This window comes from Mycobacterium sp. NGS59, assembly GCF_059812345.1.
In genome coordinates, this window is record NZ_JCALCN010000002.1 from 72510 (window position 1) to 88829 (window position 16320).

Annotated in this window: 16 protein-coding genes; 8 read left to right on the forward strand and 8 right to left on the reverse strand. The window is 65.9% G+C overall.

Annotated elements, in window-relative coordinates; translation table 11 throughout:
- Nucleotides 1-36: 36 nt before the first annotated feature.
- The 5 genes from AC5Y46_RS02875 to echA20 are packed head-to-tail and all read right to left on the reverse strand — an operon-like array spanning nucleotide 37 to nucleotide 5531.
- Nucleotides 37-2091: a fatty acid desaturase gene (locus AC5Y46_RS02875; RefSeq protein ID WP_499990029.1), complete on the reverse strand. Its 2055-nt coding sequence runs from the start codon at nucleotides 2089-2091 to the stop codon at nucleotides 37-39.
- Nucleotides 2088-3155, reverse strand: coding sequence for a (3aS,4S,5R,7aS)-5-hydroxy-7a-methyl-1-oxo-octahydro-1H-indene-4-carboxyl-CoA dehydrogenase (gene ipdC / locus AC5Y46_RS02880; RefSeq protein ID WP_499943219.1), 1068 nt, complete (start codon nucleotides 3153-3155; stop codon nucleotides 2088-2090). The genes AC5Y46_RS02875 and ipdC overlap by 4 nt, the downstream gene beginning before the upstream one ends.
- Nucleotides 3152-3898, reverse strand: coding sequence for a cholesterol ring-cleaving hydrolase subunit IpdB (gene ipdB, locus AC5Y46_RS02885; protein WP_499990030.1), 747 nt, complete (start codon nucleotides 3896-3898; stop codon nucleotides 3152-3154). Before ipdB ends, ipdC begins: the two co-directional genes overlap by 4 nt.
- Complete coding sequence (ipdA, locus tag AC5Y46_RS02890; protein ID WP_499990031.1) at nucleotides 3895-4779, reverse strand: cholesterol ring-cleaving hydrolase subunit IpdA; 885 nt, start codon at nucleotides 4777-4779, stop codon at nucleotides 3895-3897. Before ipdA ends, ipdB begins: the two co-directional genes overlap by 4 nt.
- Nucleotides 4776-5531, reverse strand: coding sequence for a (7aS)-7a-methyl-1,5-dioxo-2,3,5,6,7,7a-hexahydro-1H-indene-carboxyl-CoA hydrolase (gene echA20, locus AC5Y46_RS02895; RefSeq protein ID WP_499990032.1), 756 nt, complete (start codon nucleotides 5529-5531; stop codon nucleotides 4776-4778). The genes ipdA and echA20 overlap by 4 nt, the downstream gene beginning before the upstream one ends.
- 57 nt (nucleotides 5532-5588) lie before the next feature.
- On the opposite strand from echA20, the gene AC5Y46_RS02900 reads away from it, so the two are divergent.
- Together AC5Y46_RS02900 and AC5Y46_RS02905 are read left to right on the forward strand one after the other, a co-directional pair.
- Nucleotides 5589-6380, forward strand: a complete 792-nt coding sequence (locus AC5Y46_RS02900; RefSeq protein ID WP_499990034.1) for an SDR family oxidoreductase — start codon at nucleotides 5589-5591, stop codon at nucleotides 6378-6380.
- A gap of 17 nt (nucleotides 6381-6397) precedes the next feature.
- Entirely contained in the window at nucleotides 6398-7318 is a 921-nt protein-coding gene (locus AC5Y46_RS02905; protein WP_499990035.1) for an SDR family oxidoreductase, read from the forward strand.
- On the opposite strand, the gene AC5Y46_RS02910 is transcribed toward AC5Y46_RS02905, so the two are convergent.
- The 3 genes from AC5Y46_RS02910 to AC5Y46_RS02920 are packed head-to-tail and all read right to left on the reverse strand — an operon-like array spanning nucleotide 7315 to nucleotide 10189.
- The gene (locus AC5Y46_RS02910) at nucleotides 7315-8538 is read right to left on the reverse strand and encodes a class I SAM-dependent methyltransferase (protein WP_499990036.1); all 1224 of its coding nucleotides are present in this window, start codon (nucleotides 8536-8538) and stop codon (nucleotides 7315-7317) included. The genes AC5Y46_RS02905 and AC5Y46_RS02910 overlap by 4 nt on opposite strands.
- 3 nt (nucleotides 8539-8541) lie before the next feature.
- A complete protein-coding gene (locus tag AC5Y46_RS02915; RefSeq protein ID WP_499943212.1) occupies nucleotides 8542-8994 on the reverse strand; it encodes a nitroreductase family deazaflavin-dependent oxidoreductase in 453 nt (150 codons plus the stop codon).
- A gap of 31 nt (nucleotides 8995-9025) precedes the next feature.
- Nucleotides 9026-10189, reverse strand: a complete 1164-nt coding sequence (locus AC5Y46_RS02920; protein ID WP_499990037.1) for a steroid 3-ketoacyl-CoA thiolase — start codon at nucleotides 10187-10189, stop codon at nucleotides 9026-9028.
- A 121-nt stretch (nucleotides 10190-10310) separates the two neighbouring features.
- Between AC5Y46_RS02920 and AC5Y46_RS02925 the strand changes: the two genes are divergently transcribed.
- The 6 genes from AC5Y46_RS02925 to ltp2 are packed head-to-tail and all read left to right on the forward strand — an operon-like array spanning nucleotide 10311 to nucleotide 16220.
- Nucleotides 10311-11549, forward strand: coding sequence for a cytochrome P450 (locus AC5Y46_RS02925; RefSeq protein ID WP_499990038.1), 1239 nt, complete (start codon nucleotides 10311-10313; stop codon nucleotides 11547-11549).
- Nucleotides 11550-11556: 7 nt separating this feature from the next.
- Nucleotides 11557-12561 (forward strand): acyl-CoA dehydrogenase family protein, encoded by a 1005-nt coding sequence (locus AC5Y46_RS02930; protein WP_499990039.1) that lies wholly within the window; start codon nucleotides 11557-11559, stop codon nucleotides 12559-12561.
- A complete protein-coding gene (gene fadE29 / locus AC5Y46_RS02935) occupies nucleotides 12561-13724 on the forward strand; it encodes an acyl-CoA dehydrogenase FadE29 (protein ID WP_499943208.1) in 1164 nt (387 codons plus the stop codon). The genes AC5Y46_RS02930 and fadE29 overlap by 1 nt, the downstream gene beginning before the upstream one ends.
- A complete protein-coding gene (locus AC5Y46_RS02940; RefSeq protein WP_499990040.1) occupies nucleotides 13721-14665 on the forward strand; it encodes a bifunctional MaoC family dehydratase N-terminal/OB-fold nucleic acid binding domain-containing protein in 945 nt (314 codons plus the stop codon). Before fadE29 ends, AC5Y46_RS02940 begins: the two co-directional genes overlap by 4 nt.
- A complete protein-coding gene (locus AC5Y46_RS02945) occupies nucleotides 14662-15063 on the forward strand; it encodes a MaoC family dehydratase (protein WP_499943206.1) in 402 nt (133 codons plus the stop codon). The genes AC5Y46_RS02940 and AC5Y46_RS02945 overlap by 4 nt, the downstream gene beginning before the upstream one ends.
- Nucleotides 15063-16220 carry a 17-hydroxy-3-oxo-4-pregnene-20-carboxyl-CoA lyase gene (gene ltp2, locus AC5Y46_RS02950; protein WP_499990041.1) on the forward strand — a complete coding sequence of 386 codons (1158 nt, stop codon included), beginning with the start codon at nucleotides 15063-15065 and terminating at the stop codon, nucleotides 16218-16220. Before AC5Y46_RS02945 ends, ltp2 begins: the two co-directional genes overlap by 1 nt.
- The last annotated feature ends 100 nt before the right edge of the window (nucleotides 16221-16320 follow it).

Consider the following 16320-nt stretch of genomic DNA (forward strand, 5'->3'; position numbering starts at 1 on the left):
TCGCGTCGTGTAATTCACGTTCGGCCGGGAAGGAAATCAAGCGTCGAAGTCGACCGCCACGAACGGCGTCGTCGGATGCGACTGGCACGTCAGAATGTAGCCGGCGTCGAGTTCGGCCTGCCCCAGCGCGAAGTTGTGATCCATCTCCACCTGCCCCTCGACCAGCCGCGCCCGGCACGTCCCGCACGCCCCGCCCATGCAGGCGTACGGCGCGTCGTCGCGCACCTGCAGCGTGCCTTCCAGAATCGAGTCGCCGGGGGCCAGGTCGTAGCTGTACTGCTCGCCGGACAGCGTGAAAGTCACTGTCGCCGAGCCGTATTCGTGTTCGGCCGGCGATGCGGTGCCGAAGCCGTGGAACAGTTCGAGGTGGATCCGTTCGGAGTCCACGCAATGCTCGAGCAGCACCTCACGGACCGTCGTCGTCATCTCCATCGGTCCGCAGATGAACCACTCGTCAACGGCATCCGGCTGCAGGTTTCCGGTCAGCCACAGGTTGAGCTTGTCGCGGTCGATGCGGCCGCGCAGTGCGGGCGTGTGCATCGACTCACCCGACAGCACGTGCAGGATCTCCAGCCGGTCGGCATAGCGCGCCTCCAGCCGATCCAGCTCGGCGCGGAACATCGTCGATTCCTTGGTGCGGTTGCCGTAGATCAGCGTGAACCGGCTTTCGGTCTCGACCTCGAGGGTCGTCGCGAGGATGGACAGCACCGGCGTGATCCCGCTGCCGGCCACCAGGCCCACGTAGTGCTTGCGGTGCAACGGATTCAACGCCGTGCCGAACCGCCCGGTGGGTGTCATCAGCTCCAGGACGTCACCGGCCTGCAACCGCTCGGCCACGAACGTCGAGAACGCCCCGCCGCCAATGTGTTTGACCGCGATGCGCAACTGGGCACGGGTCGCGGCGGCGCAGATCGAGTAGTTACGGCGTACCCCCTGACCGCCCAGGTCGGTGCGCACCGTCACGTGCTGGCCCGGCTCGAACCGGAACGCGTCCCGCAATGCTTCCGGCACGGCGAAGGTGACCAGGGTGCTGTCGGCGGTGATCGGATCGACGGAGGCCACCGGGATGCGGTGGAACACCCCGTGCGGAGAGCTGGACCGGCTCGGCATCCGCACCGGCAGCAATTTCGCCAGCCGGCCGTTCAGTTCCTTCCACTCCCGGAACTCGTCCGGATTCAGCTGCTGACCGAAGACCGTGGAGATCGCCGCGTTGCGTTCCAGGTAAGCCTCTTCGTTGCGCTTCCACGTGCGCACGTAGCGGTAGAACGGCACCGACGGGTGCAGGTGGTGCACCAGGTGGTAGTTCTGCGACAGCAGCACCGGGGTGAACAACCATTCGGCGCCGACCCGGTTGCGGGTGGCACGGTAGCGGTTGGTGCGCTGGGTGTCGGCCAGTCCGTGGTGCGGCAGCCAGTCGAACCACCACGCCAGGACGGTGAGCCCGATGCGCTGCGGGATCAGGAAGACGACGGCTAGTGCCCAGAAGTTTCCGGTGACGATCGCGACCACCAGCCCGGTCACGCTCAAAGCCATCATCGCCAGCGTCTCGGCGACCTCGCCGACCGGTCGGCTGCGCGCCCGCGGCAGGTAGTACCGCAGATAGAAGTACTCGACCAGCGACCACCGCAGCGGCAGCTGCCACCACTTGCCGTGCGAAGCGAAGGTGTCCGGGTCCTGGTCGTCGTCGTTGGAGTGCCGGTGATGCTGGATGTGGATGTAGCCGAACGACGGGAAGGCGACCACCGGACCGACGAAGAGCCAAGCGAGTCGTCCCATCAGCCCGTTCACCCAGCGCGTCGAGCTGATCGAGTAGTGCGACGCGTCGTGCACGACGGTGAACATTACGAATGTCACCGCCGCGTTGACTGGGATGGTCACCCACCAGGGCGCCCAGCCGTGCAGATAACCGACGGTCGCCACCACGAACGAGGTCAGTGCGGCGAAAAAGATTCCGACCGTGGGCAGCGCCAGCTTGGGTACCGCTTCACCCGGGTCGGGCAGCGCGTGGTGGGTAGCTTCTGGGGCCGCTGGTTCCATCTCGACGGTCGCCATAGCTGCGATAGCGTAGCCTATTTGACACGCGCCACTCACTCGACCAGCGCAGATGCCTTTTGTAAATGCGTGATCGCGTCGCGCACGATCGTGTCGATCAGCTCCGCACAGGACGGCAGGTCGTCCAAGATCCCGGCCACCTGCCCCGATGCCAGCACCCCGGCTTCCGTGTTGCCCTCGACCAGCCCGGCCTTGAGCAGCATCGGGGTGTTGGCCGCCATCACCACCTGCGACCAGGTCAGTTCCTTGCCGTGGCGCATGGCCAGCCCGTCCTGGATCATCGAGCGCCAGGTCATCTGCGACATCTGCTTGAACTTCCCCGCATTACGCACTGCCGCGGTGAAACCCCTTGCCCGCGAGCCACTTTCCAGCTTCTCGACGAGTCCGGTGCGCAGCACCCGGTGCGGCATGCCGTCGACCCGCGTGGTGACTACGGTGCCGTCCAGCGCTGACTCCAGGTACCGCTGCTTGACGGCGTCGGGCACGGTGGAGTCCGAGGTGAGCAGGAACCGGGTGCCCATGGCAACACCAGCGGCGCCGTAGGAAAGCGCTGCGGCCAGACCGCGTCCGTCGAAGAACCCGCCCGCGGCGATCACCGGTATCCCGCTGTCCTTCACCGCATCCAGCACCGACGGCAGCAGCAGCGTGGTCGCGACGGGACCGGTGTGCCCGCCGCCCTCCCCACCCTGCACGATCATCGCGTCCGCACCCCAGGCGGCGACCTTGCGTGCGTGCTTGGCGGCGCCGATCGACGGAACCACCACGGCGCCGGCTTCTTTCAGCCGGGCGATCAGCTCCTGTTTGGGCGCCAACGCGAACGAGGCCACCTTGACACCTTCACGGATCATCAGCTCGACCCGATCGCCGGCGTCGGCCGCGTCGGCGCGCATGTTCACCCCGAACGGCTTGTCGGTGGCAGCCTTGACCTTCTTGATCGCCACAGCCAGTTCGTCCAGCGTCATGGTCGCCGACGCCAGGATGCCCAACCCGCCGGCATTGGCTGTCGCGGAAACCAGCCGCGCACCGGCCACCCAACCCATCCCGGTCTGCACCACCGGATGCTCGATGCCGACCAGTTCGGTCAGCGGGGTACGCAGCCTCACTGCCGGATCTCTCTGTCGCGCAGCGCCTTCGGGTCGATGACCTCGCGGATCAGGCGGAGTTCGTCGTCGCTCGGCAGCCTGGACTCGCCAGCCTCGTCGAGCCCGTGCACCTCGAACGAAGTCGCCTCCCGTACCTCGTCGGGGGCAACGCCGGGGTGCAGGCTCATTGCGCGCATGGTGCCGTCCGGGCCGCCGAAGTCGAACACACCGAGGTTGGACACCACCCGGTAGACGTTGACGAACCGGAACGCCGGGTTGCTCGCGTCCACCTTGTCGTAGCCGATTCCGGAGACGACGTCGACCGTATCGGTGAACACCCGCTTGGAGTGATTGCCCACCCAGTAGCTGGTCGCGTGGTTGATGGTGTTGCCGGGCGAGCCGCGGACGCCGAACATCTGCCGGGTCGGCTGCTGCAGCGGCCCGAACGCCGAGATGTTCTGATTGCCGTAGCGGTCAACCTGATTGGCGCCCATGACCACGTGCCGCCGGCCCCAGGCCAGGGTCTCGAAGACCCGGCCGAACGGCATCCAGCCCTCGATGGCACCCGTCTTGCCCAACGGCGGGGTATCGGCCAACAGCTGGGCTTCACCGTCGGTGAGCAGGATGTCGGGGGAGAAGGTCAGCCGTGCCAGCCGGGCGCCCACCGAGGCCATGTTGGTCATCGGGCTGATCATGATTTCGCCTGCGTCACGGAACAATTCGGCGCACGCGATCGCGCAGACCTCGGCTCGGGTGGTGCTCACTTGCCCGCCTCCTCACCGAACTTGCGTACCGCCGCCTGGTAGTCCTCTTCGCTGCCGGACAGGTAGGTCTGCACGAACTGCTGCCAGCCCTCGTCGGTCGAGGCGGCCTCGGCGTAGTGCCGCTGGAACTTCTCGTCCCGTCCGTAATCGGGTGCGGCGGTGGTGAAGTGGGCACCGCCCGGCGCTTCCACGACACCGTCGACCATCATCCGGTTGATCAACAGTGCCTGCGGCGGAACGGCTTTGACCAGTTCTTCGGTGGACACCACGCGTTCCACCGACAGGAAGCGCTGCTGCGCGGCCATCAGGAACAGGTCGTCGAAGTACGGGTCGATGCCGGTGTAGGCCGCATTGCCCGCTGCGTCACCGAGATTGAGGTGCGCAAAGGCGACGTCCAAGGTCAGCGCGGGCATCGCGATCAGCGTCTCGTGCCCGCTGCCCGCCGACGGATACGGACTGGTGACGGTCTGCAGCTCACCCTCCCAGAAGTCGAGCACCGAGCTGCCCAATCCGGCGCGGATCGGCAGGAACGGCAGCCGCTGGGCCGCCGCCTGCAGTCCGCAACGCAGCATGCCTTCGTCCATCTCGCGGGCCTCGATGGCGCCGGTGGTACGCGCCTTGGCGAACCACGGGTCGTAGAACGGCGAGGAGTCCAGCGAGACGAACCCGTAGTAGACGCGCTTCACCTTGCCGGCCGAGCACAGCAGGCCCAGGTCGGGTCCGCCGTAGGTGACGACGGTGAGGTCGGTGACGTCGGTGCGCAGCAGGGCGCGGACGAAGGCCATCGGCTTGCGCCGGGATCCCCAGCCGGCGATGCCGATGGTCATGCCGCTTTCGACCTGCGCGACGGCCTCGTCCAGGGTGGTGCGCTTGTCGCTCACTTCTTGCCCTTCGCCGTGCCGGCGAACGCGTCGCGGTGCTCGTCGGCGACTCCGGCGAGGTTGAGTTCGAAGGTAAACCCTTGCTCCATGCGGTAACTCGAGTTGACCCGTTGCACGTCGATGAGGTTCAGCGCCTCCTTGGCCGCGCGGATGACGCGGGTGTCCTTGGCGGCGATGTCGCGGGCCACCCGTAGCGCGGCTTCGTCCAACTCGGAGCGCGGCACCACCTCGTGCACCGACCCGAAATGGTGCAGGGTGGCGGCGTCCACGGTGGCCGCGGTGAAGAACAGTCGTCGCATCAGGTGCTGGGGCACCAGGCGGGACAGGTGGGTGGCCGCGCCGAGCGCACCGCGTTCCACCTCCGGCAGACCGAAGGTGGCGTCGTCGGAGGCGACGATCACGTCGGAGTTGCCGACCAGGCCGATGCCGCCGCCCACACAGAATCCGTTCACCGCGGCGATCACCGGCACCGCGCATTCGTAGACCGCGCGGAAGGCGGCGAAGCAGCCCCGATTGGCGTCGATCAGCGCGGTGAAACCCTCGGTACGCTGCATTTCCTTGATGTCCACGCCGGCGTTGAAGCCTCGGCCCTCGGCCCGCAGGACCACCGCGTGGGTCTCCAGATCGGCGCCCGCGGCCGTGATCGCGTCGGCCAGTTCGAACCATCCTTTCGACGGGATGGCGTTGACGGGCGGGTAGTCGACCGTGACGGCGACTATGCCCGGTTCGAGGGTAGAAGAGGTGATCGTCATGGCACTTCCTGCTGGGGTCGATTACCTAAGCAAGCACTTGCTTGGTACGCTAGCACAGTGCCCCATCCGCGATCAGCCCCCCCGAACGGCGACGGGATCAATCTCGGCCTGACCGGGCGGGTGGTGCTGGTGACCGGCGGAGTCCGAGGTGTCGGCGCCGGGATCAGCGCGGTTTTCGCCGAGCAGGGCGCGACGGTGATCGCCTGCGCGCGCCGGCCGGTCGAGGGATACCCGCACGAATTCCACAGTTGCGACGTCCGTGACGAGGATTCGGTCAAGCGGCTCGTCGACTCGATAGGTGAGCAGCACGGCCGCCTCGACGTTGTGGTCAACAACGCCGGAGGGTCGCCGTACGTGCTGGCGGCCGAGGCCCCGCATAACTTCAGCCGCAAGATCGTCGACCTGAATGTGCTTGCCCCGCTGCTGGTTTCGCAGCACGCCAACGCGCTGATGCAACAGCAGGACAGCGGGGGATCCATCGTGAACGTCTGCAGTGTCAGTGGCCGGCGGCCCACCCCTGGTACGGCGGCCTACGGGATCGCCAAGGCCGGCCTGGAGAACCTCACCACCACCCTGGCGGTGGAGTGGGCGCCCAAGGTCCGGGTCAACGCCGTCGTGGTCGGCATGGTCGAAACCGAGCAGGCCGACCTGTTCTACGGCGATGCCGAGTCGATCGAACGGATCTCGGCCACCGTGCCGCTGGGACGGCTCGCACTCCCGGCCGACGTCGGTTGGGCCGCAGCGTTTTTGGTGTCCAATGTGGCTTCCTACGTCAGCGGTGCCACGCTCGAGGTGCACGGCGGAGGGGAGCCGCCGCAGTACCTGAACACCTCGAGTGCCAACAAATAACGAAAGGTGTAATGGGTATGGGCGTGGTGGACGGCCGGGTTGTCATCGTCACCGGTGCGGGCCGCGGGATCGGCCGCGCGCACGCGTTGGCCTTCGCGGCCGAGGGCGCGCGGGTGGTGGTCAACGACATCGGGGTGGGCCTGGACGGGTCGGCCGGCGATAGCCCGGCACAACAGGTCGTGGACGAAATCACCGCGGCCGGGGGCGAAGCGGTCGCCAACGGTGACGACGTCGCCGACTGGACGGGCGCGCAGAATCTGATCGACACCGCCGTCGACACCTTCGGTGGTCTGGACGTGCTGGTCAACAACGCCGGCTTCATCCGCGACCGAATGTTGGCCAATACCAGTGAAAGTGAGTGGGACGCGGTGATCCGCGTCCACCTCAAGGGGCACTTTGCGACCCTGCGGCACGCCGCCGGTTACTGGCGCCGCCAGATCAAATCCGGTGCGGTGGGCCCGGACACGCTCAACGCCCGCATCATCAACACCAGTTCGGGCGCCGGTCTGCAGGGCAGCGTGGGGCAGGGCAACTACTCGGCCGCGAAGGCCGGCATCGCTGCGCTGACCTTGGTCGGTGCCGCCGAATTCGGCCGCTACGGAATCACCGTCAATGCGATCGCGCCGGCCGCCCGCACCCGGATGACCGAGGCGGTGTTCGCCGAGACCATGGCGGCTCCCGAGGACGGCGGCTTCGACGCGATGGCCCCGGAGAACGTCTCGCCGCTGGTGGTGTGGTTGGGCAGCGTCGAATCCCGCGACGTCACCGGCAAGGTGTTCGAGGTCGAAGCCGGCCTGATCCGGGTCGCGGAAGGTTGGGCGCACGGCCCGCAGATCGATAAGGGCGCTCGCTGGGATCCGGCTGAGCTGGGGCCCGTCGTCACCGACCTGCTGGCCAAGTCGCGCACGCCGGTACCGGTTTACGGAGCCGGTTCCTAGCGGACCGCTTCCAGGCTCATGTCGACGAAGTCGAGCCGCCACAGCGACTGAAACAGCCCGCGGCCGAACTTCTCGTACAGTTCGAGCTTGATGCTGTCGGTCCCGTCGCCGGCGACGGCGGCCGCGATCTCGCGAATTGTGCGCTGCCCGTTGATGTATTGGACGAATGGCAACTCGGCGGCATTGAGGGTCATGTCCCACTGCGGGCGATGGAGCTCGGCGCCGGTCAAGCGGCAGCTCAGCCGCATCCGCGGCACGTAGTCCAGGGCATCGGGCGACGAAAAGTCAATGGTGTAGCTCTGTTTCGGCCGGTCGGGGTGCGCGGCGATGAAGAAGTGGCACGAATTGGCCGTCCTGAGTTTTTCCAGCAGAGCCCACATTTGGTGCTCCGGCAACGCGCTCATCGTTGCGAAGAATTCGGTGGCCGGGTTGGACAGGGAATTGAGGTCGTGCGGGTAGTACGGCGCGTTGTGGAACCACCGCTGGAACACCAGTCCGGCCGAGGTGACCAGCTCGATGCAGTCTCCGGTGGTGAAGCTGCGGTCGCGGCCGTGCAGACACGTATCGACAAGGCCCGCATCGTAATACAGGTCCGGAGCCGTGTCGCGGTATGCCAGGAACGGATGGTTGGGATCGAGCATTGAGATGGTCTCATTGACCATCCGGATCCCGTCCTCGTCCTGACCCAACCCCAGATCGCGGAAGACCGATTGCAACAACTCGACGCCGACCCGGCCGTAGCGCGCATACAGCATCAGTGCCACGGCGCCGCCCGGCCGCAGGCAATCGGCGAGCGCCTTCATACCCAGCGCCGGATCGGCCAGGTGGTGCAGCACCCCGGTGGACATGATCAGGTCGAAATCGCGCCCGAGCGTCGACACCTCTTCGATGGGCAGCCGGTGCAACTCCAGGTTGGACAGCCCGTGCCGGTCTTTGAGGTACTGCTCGTGATCCAGTGACCGTTGGCTGACGTCGATCGCCACCACCCTGGCAGAGCGATTGTTGTAGGCGATGATCGCGGCCTGATTGCTGCCGCATCCGGCGATCAGAATGTCCGAGTCGGGCTGGTATTCACGGTCCGGCCAGAGTTGCAGGTGTGCGTGACTCGGGTCGAACCATTGCCAGCCGTCGACAAGCCATTCGGTGATGTCCTGAATGGGTTCGGGATATGTCCACTTCTCGTATTGCGCGGACACGACATCGTTCAACCGATCAGTCATTTGTCACTCGCAGATGACGATGGGGATCGTGCGGTCGGTCCAGGCTTGGTAGTCCTCGTAGGTCGGATACATGTCGACCAGTTTCGGCCAGTACTTGCCGCGCTCCTCGTCGGTGGCGTCGCGAGCGGTCAGGTCCAGCACTTCTTTCTTGATCTGTACTTTCACCTTCGGGTTTGCCTTCAGGTTGAGGTACCACATCGGGTTCTTCGCCGACCCGCCCCGCGAAGCCGCCACGACCACCCGGTCACCGTCGCGCAGGAAATACAGCGGACTCACCCGCTCCTCGCCGGTCTTGCGGCCGATGGTGGTCAGCAGCGCGACGGGGATGTTCTGGAAGGTGCCGCCCAGACCTTCACCGCCATTGCGGCGATACATCCAGGTGTTCAGCCGCGACATCCATTTGATGAAAAAAGTGCTGAATGGCGAATTCAGAAACCGTGGCGGTGATTTCGGCATGGGCACATCTTATGGGTGTCGCGCGCAAGTGCTAGATGCGTTCGATGATGGTCCCGGTCGACAGGGCGCCGCCGGCGCACATGGTGATCAGCGCGGTGCTCTTGTCGGTGCGCTCCAACTCGTGCAGCGCGGTGGTGATCAGCCGGCTGCCGGTGCTGCCCACCGGGTGGCCGAGTGCGATCGCGCCGCCGTTGACGTTGACCCGGTCCATGTCGGGCTCGTGCACCCGCGCCCAGGACAGCACGACCGACGCGAACGCCTCGTTGATCTCGACCAGGTCGATGTCGCCGATCTTCATGCCGGCTTTCTCCAGCACCTTCGCCGTCGACTGCACCGGGCCGTCGAGGTGGTAGTAGGGCTCGGCACCGACGAGCGCCTGGCTGACGATTCGCGCCCGCGGCTTGAGACCCAGCGCCTTCGCCTTGTCCTCGTCCATCCACAACACCGCTGCGGCGCCGTCGGAGATCTGCGACGAGGTGCCCGCGGTGTGAATGCCGCCGTCCAGCACCGGCTTCAGCGTGCTCAGCCCCGACAGCGACGTCTCCCGCAGCCCCTGGTCGCGGTTGATCGTGACGCGCTCCGCCGTCGGCTGCTTGTTCTCGTCGAGCGCGGGGGCCTCGAGCGGCGAGATCTCGCGATCGAAGCGGCCTTCGGCCCAGGCTTGCTTTGCCTTGGCTTGGGACTGATAGCCGAACTCGTCGAGTTCGTCGCGGGTGATGCCGCGCCGCTTGGCGATCCGCTCGGCGGCGGTGAACTGGTCGGGCAGGTCGATGTCCCACGACGCCGGCCGCAGGATGCTGCGGTCGGGACCGGCGTTGGCGCCCAGGCCGACGCGGCTCATGGCCTCGATGCCGCAGGCGATGCCGATGTCGATGGCACCCGCCGCGATCAGCCCGGCCACCAGACCGTTGGCCTGCTGGCCGCTGCCGCACTGGCAGTCGACGGTCATGGCGCCGACGTGCTCCGGCAGCCCGGCGACCAGCCAGCTCACCCGGGTGATGTTGTTGGACTGCTCGCCGAATTGCGTCACGCAGCCGCCGACGATCTGTTCGACGTCGCCCGCGTCGATGCCGGCCTTGTCCACCAGCGCCTTCTGGGTGGCGCCCAGGAGCTCGGTGGCGTGCAGTCCAGACAGCCATCCATTGCGCTTCCCGATCGGGCTGCGGGTGGCTTCGACGATTACCGGGTTACCCATGGAGCCAGGCTAGAACACGTTTCATTACTATGACAAGCGAGGATGCCGGACCGCCTTTTGTCTGCGGTGGAGCCGTGTTTTACTGGCACTAGAACTCGTTGCAATTTAGGAGAGCACCCGAATGGCACACTCGGAAATTCCGGCGGACTTCGACTTCCTCGACCCCGACATTAACCTTGCCGGGCTTCCCGTCGCGGAACTCGCCCAGCTTCGCGAGTCGGAACCGATCCACTGGGTGGAAGTGCCCGACGGCTGCGCGGGCTTCGAGGACAACGGCTATTGGCTGGTGACCAAGCACGCCGACGTCAAGGAGGTGTCGCGGCGCAGCGACGACTTCTCGAGTTGGGAGAACGGCGCGATCCCGACCTGGCCCAAGGAGATGACCCGCGAGAGCGTCGAGCTGCAGCGCAACGTCATGCTCAACATGGACGCTCCGCATCACACCCGGCTGCGCAAGATCATCTCGCGCGGGTTCACCCCGCGCGCGATCGGACGGCTGGAGGATGAGCTCTCCCGCCGGGCCCAGAGCATCGCCGAGGAGGCGGCAACGGCGGGTTCCGGCGACTTCGTCGAGCAGGTGTCGTGCGAGCTGCCGCTGCAGGCCATCGCCGGGCTGCTGGGCGTGCCGCAGGACGACCGGGACAAGTTGTTCCGCTGGTCCAACGAGATGACCGGCGGAGAGGATCCCGAATACGCCGACATCGACCCCGCACAGTCGTCGCTGGAGCTGATCACCTACGCCATGGCGATGGCCGCGGAGCGCAACGAGAACCCGACCGACGACATCGTCACCACCTTGATCCAGGCCGACATCGACGGAGAGAAGCTGTCCGACGACGAGTTCGGCTTCTTCGTCATCATGCTGGCGGTGGCCGGCAACGAGACCACCCGTAACTCGATCACGCACGGAATGATCGCCTTCGCGGACAACCCCGACCAGTGGGAGCTTTTCAAGAAGGAACGGCCGTCCACCACGGCCGACGAGATCGTCCGCTGGGCGACGCCGGTGTCGGCGTTCCAGCGCACCGCCAATAAAGACTTGGAGCTCAACGGCGTTCAGATCAAGAAGGGTCAGCGGTTGGTGATGTCCTACCGGTCGGCCAACTTCGACGAGGACGTCTTCGACGACCCCCACACGTTCAACATCCTGCGCGACCCCAACCCGCACGTCGGCTTCGGCGGCACCGGAGCGCATTACTGCATCGGTGCCAACCTGGCCCGGATGACGATCAACTTGATCTTCAACGCGATCGCCGACCACATGCCGAACCTCAAGCCGGTCTCCGAGCCCGAGCGGCTGCGGTCCGGCTGGCTCAACGGCATCAAGCACTGGCAGGTCGACTACACCGGCGCCCGGTGATCCTGGCATGGACTTCGATCTCAGTGCAGAGCAAGAGGCCGTCGCCGACGTCGTCACCTCCGTCTTCGACCGCGAATTGTCCTGGGAGGCTTTGGTTGCCGGTGGCGTGACGGCGTTGGCGGTGCCGGAACGCCTCGGCGGTGACGGGGTCGGGCTGACCGAGGTGGGCACCGTGCTCACCGAAGTGGGCAGGCATGGCGCGATCACACCGGCGTTGGCCACCTTGGGATTCGGTGTGGTGCCGTTGCTCGAGTTGGCGTCCGACGAGCAGCAGGATCGTTTCCTGGCCGGCGTCGCCAAAGGCGGGGTGTTGACCGCCGCCCTGAATGAACCCGGTCGCGCGTTGCCGGAACGGCCGTCGGTCGCATTCGACGGTGGTCGGCTCTCGGGTGTGAAAGTCGGTGTGGGATACGCAGACTCGGCAGAATGGTTGCTGGTGACCGCCGACGACGCGGTGGTGGTCGTCTCGCCGAAGGCCGAGGGCGTCGGCTTGGTTCGTACGCCCACGTCCAACGACGCCGAGGAATACACCGTGACGTTCGACGACGTCTCGGTTGCTGACGGTGACGTCCTTGCCGGTGCTTCAGCAACACGGGTAAATCAGCTGGCGCTGGCCATGATTGGCGGGTACGCCGACGGGTTGGTGGCCGGCGCGTTGCGGCTGACCGCCGACTATGTCGCCGAACGCAAGCAATTCGGCAAACCGTTGTCGACGTTCCAGACCGTGGCCGCACAGTTGGCCGAGGTCTACATCGCCTCGCGCACCATCGATCTGGCTTCCAAGGCGGTGATCTGGAAGCTCGCCGAAGGGCTGGATGCGGCGTCGGATCTCGACGTGCTCGGCTACTGGCTGGCGTCGCAGGCGCCTCCGGTGATGCAGATCTGTCACCATCTGCACGGCGGCATGGGCATGGACGTCACCTATCCCATGCACCGGTACTACTCCACGATCAAGGATCTCACCCGGTTGCTGGGCGGCCCTTCGCATCGTCTCGATCTGGTGGGAGTCTGATGTACATAGACTTGACTCCGGAGCAGCGCCAGCTGCAAGCGGAGCTGCGGGAATACTTTTCCAACCTGATTTCGTCCGACGAAGCCAAAGCGATGGAGTCCGACCGGCACAACGCGGCCTACCGCGCGGTGATCCGCCGGATGGGCAAGGACGGCAAGCTCGGCGTCGGATGGCCGAAAGAGTTCGGCGGCTTGGGTTTCGGGCCGATCGAGCAGTCCATCTTCGTCAACGAGGCGCATCGCGCCGATGTGCCGTTACCGGCGGTGACGTTGCAGACGGTCGGTCCGGTGCTGCAGCAGTTCGGCAGCGAGGAGCAGAAGAAGAAGTTCCTGCCCGCGATCCTGGCCGGCGAGGTGCACTTCGCGATCGGCTACACCGAACCGGATGCGGGCACCGACCTGGCGTCGCTGCGGACTACCGCGGTGCGCCAGGGGGACGAGTACATCGTCAACGGACAGAAGATCTTCACCACCGGCGCCCATGACGCCGACTACATCTGGCTGGCCTGCCGCACCGACCCGGAAGCCGTTAAGCACAAGGGCATTTCGATCCTGATCGCCGATACCAAGGATCCCGGCTACTCGTGGACGCCGATCATCCTGTCCGACGGGGCGCACCACACCAACGCCACGTACTACAACGACGTGCGGGTACCGGCCGACATGCTGGTCGGCGAGGAGAACGGCGGGTGGCGGTTGATCACCACGCAGCTCAACAACGAGCGGGTGATGCTCGGACCGGCCGGCCGCACCGCCGGCATCTACGACCGCGTGCACGCTTGGGCCTCCAAGCCCGGCGGCGATGGCGTCACCCCGATAGACCACCATGACGTCAAGCGCGCCCTCGGTGAGATCTATTCGCTCTGGCGGATCAACGAATTGCTGAACTGGCAGGTGGCCGCGGCCGGTGAGGACATCAACGTCGCCGACGCCGCGTCGACGAAAGTCTTTGGCACCGAGAAGATTCAGTACATCGGTCGGCTGGCCGAGGAAATCGTCGGCAAGTACGGCAACCCGGCCGAGCCGGAAACGGCGGAGCTGCTCGAGTGGCTGGATTCTCAGACCAAACGCAATCTGGTGATCACGTTCGGCGGGGGCGTCAACGAGGTGATGCGGGAGATGATCGCGGCTGCCGGTTTGAAGGTGCCGAGGGTGCCTCGATGACCGACCTGAAAGAAGCCGTCGCGGAGGTGATTGCGACGGTTGTCGCCAAGCCGCGCGAAGCGCGGGACCCGGTGAACCAGCCGATCGTGAACAACTGGGTCGAAGCGCTGGGTGACCGCAATCCGATCTATGTGGACGAGGACGCGGCTCGTGCGGCCGGTCATCCCGGAATCGTGGCTCCGCCGGCCATGATTCAGGTGTGGACGATGTTCGGCCAGGGTGGCCAGCGCCCGACCGACGATCCCATGGGTCCGATCATGCAGCTGTTCGACGACGCCGGATACATCGGTGTGGTGGCGACGAACTGTGAGCAGACCTACCACCGGTATCTGCGCCCCGGCGAGCAGGTCAGCATTGTTTCGGAGATGCGCGATGTAATCGGGCCCAAGCAGACCGCGCTCGGTGAGGGCTACTTCATCAACCAACTCATCACCTGGCGGGTGGGTGACGAGGATGTAGCCGAAATGAATTGGCGCATCCTCAAATTCAAACCCGCCGACTCCGCATCGGCTGTTCCCGAGGACCTCGACGCCGACGCGATGATGCGTCCGGCCTCGTCGCGCGACACCGCGTTCTTCTGGGAAGGCGTCAACGCGCACGAGTTGCGGATCCAGAAGCTGGCCGACGGTTCGTTGCAGCACCCGCCGGTACCGGCCGTGTGGCAGGACCCCGCTGAGCCGGTCGCGTATGCGGTGGCCAGCGGCCGCGGCACCGTGTTCAGTTTCGTGGTGCACCATGCACCCCGGGTCCCCGGCCGGACACTGCCGTTCGTGATCGCGCTGGTGGAACTGGAGGAGGGCGTGCGGATGCTCGGCGAGTTGCGGGGCGTCGACCCGGCGGCCGTCGAAATCGGAATGCCCGTGCGGGCAACATATATCGATTTCCCGGCCGGCGATTCCGGGCCGTCGTGGACGCTCTACGCGTGGGAGCCGGAAGCATGAGCGCGCCCGCTGTGGAAGTGGGTTTGCAGCTGCCCGAGTTGAAGCTGGAAGGGACCCCGACGTTCATCATCTCGACTGCGTTGGCCACCAGGGATTTTCAGGATGTGCACCACGATCGGGATCTGGCGCAGGCCAAGGGGTCCAAGGACATCTTCGTCAACATCCTGACCGACACCGGGTTGGTGCAGCGTTACGTCACCGACTGGGCGGGGCCGTCGGCGTTGATCAAGTCGATCGGGCTGCGGCTGGGTGTGCCGTGGTACGCCTATGACACGGTGACTTTCTCCGGTGAGGTGACCGCGGTGCAGGACGGCTTGATCACGGTGAAGGTGATCGGCGCCAACAGCCTTGGCAATCATGTGATCGCGACGGTGACGCTGACGATTGGGGACGTGTGATGCTGTCGGGCAAGGCGGCCATTGTCGGGATCGGCGCCACCGACTTCTCCAAGAACTCCGGTCGGTCCGAGCTGCGGCTGGCGGCCGAGGCGGTGCAGGACGCGCTTGACGACGCTGGTCTTTCGCCTGCCGACGTCGACGGTCTCACAACGTTCACGATGGACACCAACACCGAGATCGCGGTGGCGCGGGCGGCTGGGATCGGCGATCTGAAGTTCTTCTCCAAGATCCACTACGGCGGCGGCGCGGCATGTGCGACGGTGCAGCAGGCGGCAATTGCCGTCGCGACCGGTGTCGCCGACGTCGTCGTCGCGTACCGCGCCTTCAACGAGCGGTCCGGGATGCGCTTCGGCCAGGTGCAGACCCGGTTGACCGAGAACGCCGACTCCACCGGTGTGGACAACTCGTTCTCCTACCCGCACGGGCTGTCGACACCGGCCGCGCAGGTCGCCATGATCGCCCGGCGTTACATGCACTGGTCGGGTGCTACCAGCCGGGACTTCGGTGCGGTGTCGGTGGCAGACCGTCGACATGCAGCGAAGAATCCGAAGGCGTACTTTTACGAGAAGCCGATAACCATTGAGGATCACCAGAATTCGCGCTGGATCGCCGAACCGCTGCGGTTGCTGGACTGCTGCCAGGAAACCGACGGTGCGGTGGCGATCGTGGTGACGTCGGCGGAGCGGGCACGCGACCTCAAGCACCGGCCCGCCGTGATCGAGGCGGCGGCGCAGGGGTCCAGTCCTGACCAGTACACGATGGTCAGCTATTACCGGTCCGAGCTGGGTCTGCCCGAGATGGGTCTTGTCGGCCAACAACTTTGGGCGCAGTCGGGTCTTACCCCTGCCGATATTCAGACCGCGGTGCTCTACGACCACTTCACGCCGTTCACGCTGATCCAGTTGGAGGAGTTGGGATTCTGCGGTCGGGGTGAGGCCAAGGACTTCGTCGCCGACGGTGCGATCGAGATCGGCGGGCGGCTGCCCATCAACACCCACGGTGGTCAACTCGGTGAGGCCTACATCCACGGCATGAACGGCATCGCGGAGGGTGTGCGTCAGCTGCGGGGGACCTCGGTGAACCCGGTGCCTGACGTCGAGCATGTGCTGGTTACCGCTGGGACGGGTGTGCCGACGTCGGGGTTGATCCTGGGGTAGCCCCCGGGCCCTCGCCTGGCCTGGCCTCGCCGCGATCACTCGCCGCCGCGCCTTACCCCTCGCCTGGCCTGGCCTCGGTCGATCTCTCGCCGAGCGTCAC

What these genes read in the sequence shown, in the direction of transcription:
- echA20 (WP_499990032.1), bottom strand. Translation starts at nt 5,531, where the DNA reads ATGACGATCACCTCTTCTACCCTCGAACCGGGCATAGTCGCCGTCACG.
- AC5Y46_RS02905 (WP_499990035.1), top strand. Translation starts at nt 6,398, where the DNA reads ATGGGCGTGGTGGACGGCCGGGTTGTCATCGTCACCGGTGCGGGCCGC.
- AC5Y46_RS02910 (WP_499990036.1), bottom strand. Translation starts at nt 8,538, where the DNA reads ATGACTGATCGGTTGAACGATGTCGTGTCCGCGCAATACGAGAAGTGG.
- AC5Y46_RS02915 (WP_499943212.1), bottom strand. Translation starts at nt 8,994, where the DNA reads ATGCCGAAATCACCGCCACGGTTTCTGAATTCGCCATTCAGCACTTTT.
- AC5Y46_RS02920 (WP_499990037.1), bottom strand. Translation starts at nt 10,189, where the DNA reads ATGGGTAACCCGGTAATCGTCGAAGCCACCCGCAGCCCGATCGGGAAG.
- AC5Y46_RS02925 (WP_499990038.1), top strand. Translation starts at nt 10,311, where the DNA reads ATGGCACACTCGGAAATTCCGGCGGACTTCGACTTCCTCGACCCCGAC.
- AC5Y46_RS02930 (WP_499990039.1), top strand. Translation starts at nt 11,557, where the DNA reads ATGGACTTCGATCTCAGTGCAGAGCAAGAGGCCGTCGCCGACGTCGTC.
- fadE29 (WP_499943208.1), top strand. Translation starts at nt 12,561, where the DNA reads ATGTACATAGACTTGACTCCGGAGCAGCGCCAGCTGCAAGCGGAGCTG.
- AC5Y46_RS02940 (WP_499990040.1), top strand. Translation starts at nt 13,721, where the DNA reads ATGACCGACCTGAAAGAAGCCGTCGCGGAGGTGATTGCGACGGTTGTC.
- AC5Y46_RS02945 (WP_499943206.1), top strand. Translation starts at nt 14,662, where the DNA reads ATGAGCGCGCCCGCTGTGGAAGTGGGTTTGCAGCTGCCCGAGTTGAAG.
- ltp2 (WP_499990041.1), top strand. Translation starts at nt 15,063, where the DNA reads ATGCTGTCGGGCAAGGCGGCCATTGTCGGGATCGGCGCCACCGACTTC.